General features: G+C 57.3%; 3 protein-coding genes. All 3 read left to right on the top strand.

Annotated features, from left to right (window positions below):
* A partial coding sequence (locus C173_RS34515; protein WP_036728401.1) for a DUF6385 domain-containing protein occupies positions 1 to 430 on the top strand: 430 nt, incomplete at its 5' end.
* Positions 431 to 592: 162 nt separating this feature from the next.
* Positions 593 to 2,662, top strand: coding sequence for a glycosyltransferase family 2 protein (locus C173_RS21715; protein WP_036728396.1), 2,070 nt, complete (start codon positions 593 to 595; stop codon positions 2,660 to 2,662).
* A partial coding sequence (locus C173_RS21710) for a tetratricopeptide repeat-containing glycosyltransferase family 2 protein (RefSeq protein ID WP_036728394.1) occupies positions 2,662 to 4,011 on the top strand: 1,350 nt, incomplete at its 3' end. The genes C173_RS21715 and C173_RS21710, both read left to right, overlap by 1 nt.

The following is a 4,011-nucleotide window of genomic DNA, read 5'->3' as shown; positions in this document are numbered from 1 at the left end:
ATCATCTGCTGGTACAGTAACGAACATCCTCGCTGGTACGATTACTAGCGTGCTTGGTGCGACTATCACTGCTGGTACGCTGAGCAGCGTAACGTCTATTTCCCAGCGCAGCTTCATTGAGCTGCCTACAACGGCAATTGCAACCTCGGATACCTATACGCCGCTGCCGGCCAACAATACCAGTGTCCTTGGCACCTATTCCTACTTCATTGTGAATACCGGAGCCAATCCGGTGAATACACGGGTCGAGATCAGTGCAGACGGAACCAACTATTTCGTCGATACGACCGGAGACAATCCGCTGCCAGCAGGTTCTGTAGACGTTATTGTGCCTGCCCGGTTCCTGAAATACACCCGCCTCTCCTATCAATCCGCCACGCCGGGTGCGGCTTCTACGCTTAATGTTATTTTTGATGCACAAGGAACGTAAGCATAATTTCCGTCATACGATGCAGGAGCCAAGAGTGCATGGATACCCATGTACTCTTGGCTGTGCGTTATTCCGCATCTACATAAGACGGCAGCAACGCATATACATTCTTAATTTTGCAAAATACCCGGAGGAATTAAGGCCCGCGAAGGAGGAACGATCTTGAATCAATCTGCCAAACCTACACTAGGAGTACAGCTCATAGTCAACAATGAAGCCGAGCTGCTCCCACGTTGCCTAGCTAGTCTGCAGGGCGCCGATGAAATCATCGTGGTCGATACCGGTTCCACGGACCAGTCCGTGGAAATCGCCCGGAGATACGGGGCAACGGTCATTGAAGCCCAGTGGAACCACCATTTCTCAGACGCACGCAATACCGGTCTCTCCCATGCGGCCAGCAGTTGGATACTGGTCCTGGATGCAGATGAAACCCTTCAGACTTCCATAGATTCAATCAAGGAGATTCTCGGAGGCAGCACAGCCGAAGCGTACACGGTGCGCATAGAGAACCTGCTGGGAAGCAGGCCCGAGGATCGTCTGTATCACCATCCTGTGCGGCTGTTCCGGGGTGGGCAGGGCTATCTTTTCAGCGGGAGAATTCACGAAAGTGTAGAGTCCTCTATTCTCACAAAACATGGGTCCGCCTCCATTGAGGCCAGTCCAATAGAGATTCTTCACTTCGGCTACCTGCCCCCGGTTATGAGCGCCAAGCATAAAATCAGCCGCAACGAGCACCTGCTGCGGCTTGCGCTTGCGGAAGAGCCTGACGATGTGTTCAGCCGTTATAATCTGGCAGTCACCTGCTGTCAGGACGGACGGCTGGAGGAAGCCGGAGAACTGCTGCGCCAGAGTCTTACCCTCGCTCCGCTTCAGGCTTCTTACCGTCCCTCGATCATTCGCGATCTGTGCAAAATTGATCTGGCCGCCGGTAATGTGAAAGCGGTCGACAGCCTGCTGACCCGCGAGCTGACACGTTATGGAGATTATCCCGACCTGCATTACATGCAGGGCCAGTCGTGGGAGAACCAAGGATTCTATGAGCGCGCCGTCCAGTCTTACCAGCACGCCATAGATACCTCGTCTGCCCCGACTCCGCGCAGAGCATACGTCACTGAACAGGGCATGGACAGCTTCCGCCCGCTGCACCGGATGGGGGCCATTTTCCAGCAGCTCGGGAAGCAAAAGGAGGCCGCGCAGTTGTATCATCGTGCGCTTCAGCAGCACTCCCTGTATCTCCCCGCTTTGGAGGGGATCGCTGCTGCTTTTCAGGAGCTGGAGGTGCCGGAGGGAGAGATCGCCGCACTCTTGATACAGCTGACCGGCACAGCACAGCGTGCTGCCAGAACCGCAATTATCGGTACTTTATATCGGCTGGGCGCTTATAAGGCAATTGCAGAGCTGCCGCCTGCGGTCTGCCCGCTGGAGGAGGACACCTTGCTGTTCCTGCTGTCTTCCTGGATCATTACCGGAAAATATCATTCGTTCAGGAAGACAGCCGACAAGCTGCGGGCCGGCACTCTACAGCTCTCAGCCGGAGGATTGAACACAGAAACGGTGCGGCAGCTATGGCTCCTTGAAGCCATGGTGACATGGGAACTGGGCGAGAAGCTGCAAGAGGAGCTCTGGCTGCAATCACCTGCGGAAGTGCGTTCCGAATTGCTGGAGATCGATGCAAGGTTGTCGTCCGATGCTGCCGTGCAGCAAGCGGAGTTCGCCGCCTTCGGGGAATCCCCTCTGCTTGCCGAGGTCATCCGGCTTGCTGTGAAGCACCAGTTCATCGCCCTGGGCAAGCGGCTCGTTGAACGCTTCCCAGCGCATACAAGCACTCTGGCAGAGGCGCTCTATGAGGAAGGCTGGCGTGCAGAAGCGGGGGAACTGTTCATTGGCCTTGCAGGCAGCAAGGAAGCTTCAGGGGCAACCCTACGGTATCTCGGAGAACTGCTCATCGATAAAGGACATTATGCGGAAGCTGCCAGCTGGTACCGGCTTGCCTTGGGGGAATCCCCTGCAGACGATGCAGTTAGCACCGGACTAGCGCTCTGTTATCTTCATCTGGCGGAGCAGCGTCTCGCAGAAGCTGTAGAACGACTACAGGGGAAGGGGCAACCGCCTCATGGCCCGCTTCAGGAGGACAGTGCAGCGGTGGTTCAATCCATCGCGGTGCTGCGCCGCACCCCTTGGCATACGAAGTGGAATTACACCCAACGGCAGAGAGGAGCAGGTCTGAGCTAATGACCACGAAACCACACCAACCGCTGATTTCCTTATGCATGATTGTCAAAAATGAAGCCGACAACCTGGCCCGCTGTCTGCGGAGTGCGCGCGGGGCTGCGGATGAAATCATCATTGTGGACACCGGCTCCACCGACGCCACCCGATCCATTGCCCGCAGCTTCGGTGCCCGGATCATCGATTACCCGTGGAACGGGGATTTTGCCGCCGCACGCAATGCCGGGCTGGCCCTGGTTCAGGGTACCTGGATTCTGGTGCTGGATGCAGACGAGGAACTGGATCCGGGGAGCCGGGATGAGCTGCTGGTGTGCGCGAAGCATACGGAGTATGAGGCTTTTTTTGTGCGGATTCATAATCATCAGGGGATGGAGCGCGCTTCGCAGACCCTTACGGTTAACCCGATCCTCCGTATGTTCAAGAACAGCCCGAATTATCGCTTCAGCGGCATTATTCATGAGCAGATTGCGGCTTCCATTGTGCAGGAGACCCCGGCGGCCGCGATGCATATGAGCACCGTGATTGTTCATCACTACGGCTATGCCGACGGAGTTGTGGAGCGAAAAGATAAAATCAGCCGTAATCTCGGATTGCTGAAGCAGCAGTTGGAGGAGAGTCCCGGAGATGCTTTTCAGCATTTCAATCTGGCGGTTGAATATATGCGGCTTGGCGATTACGGGCAGGCGCTGGAGCATATCGGCACCTCGCTGAACCTGGCCGAGCCGGGCACCAGCTATATTCATCTGCTCTATAAATACAAAGTCCGCTGCCTGGCGGTAACCGGTGATTACCCGGCTGCGCTGGAAGCCTGCGGGCAGGGAAGCTCGCTCTTCCCGGACTATCCCGATCTTCACCATCTCAAAGGTGCGCTGCTGCTGCAGGTATCAGCCTTAGCCGAAGCCAAGGCTGCGCTATGCAGGGCACTGCAGATCGGAGCCTCCCCTCCCCTCTATCATACAGAATCCGGGTTAGGCACCTATCTCACCCACACGCTGCTGGGGCAGGTCTGCCAGCAGATCGGCGAAGACCATGAAGCGGCAGCCTGCTTCACCAGGGCAGCCCAGCTCCAGCCGGAGCCCTGGCTGCTGATTCCCCGGCTCACGCGCCTGTTCAAATGCACGGGCCGCGAGCCCGAGCTTCACGGCTGGCTGGCCGGGCAACTGCCCGGCATCCTGACGGAGCAGCGCCAGGAGCTACTGCGCCTGCTGGTAAGGGATGGCTGTTACACAGCGGCGGCTGATATGCTTGAGGGCGGTGTGGGGTCTGGTGTGGCGGCGGGAGCGGTGGATGCTACGGCGCAGAGTGCGGGTGAGATCGATAGCGTGTTGCAAGATGCGGGAGCGGTGGATGCT

The sequence above is a fragment of the Paenibacillus sp. FSL R7-277 genome (assembly GCF_000517965.1).
Lineage (GTDB): Bacteria > Bacillota > Bacilli > Paenibacillales > Paenibacillaceae > Paenibacillus_AQ > Paenibacillus_AQ silagei.
Note: the sequence above shows the minus strand (reverse complement) of the source record. Positions and strands in the feature narration are given on the sequence as shown.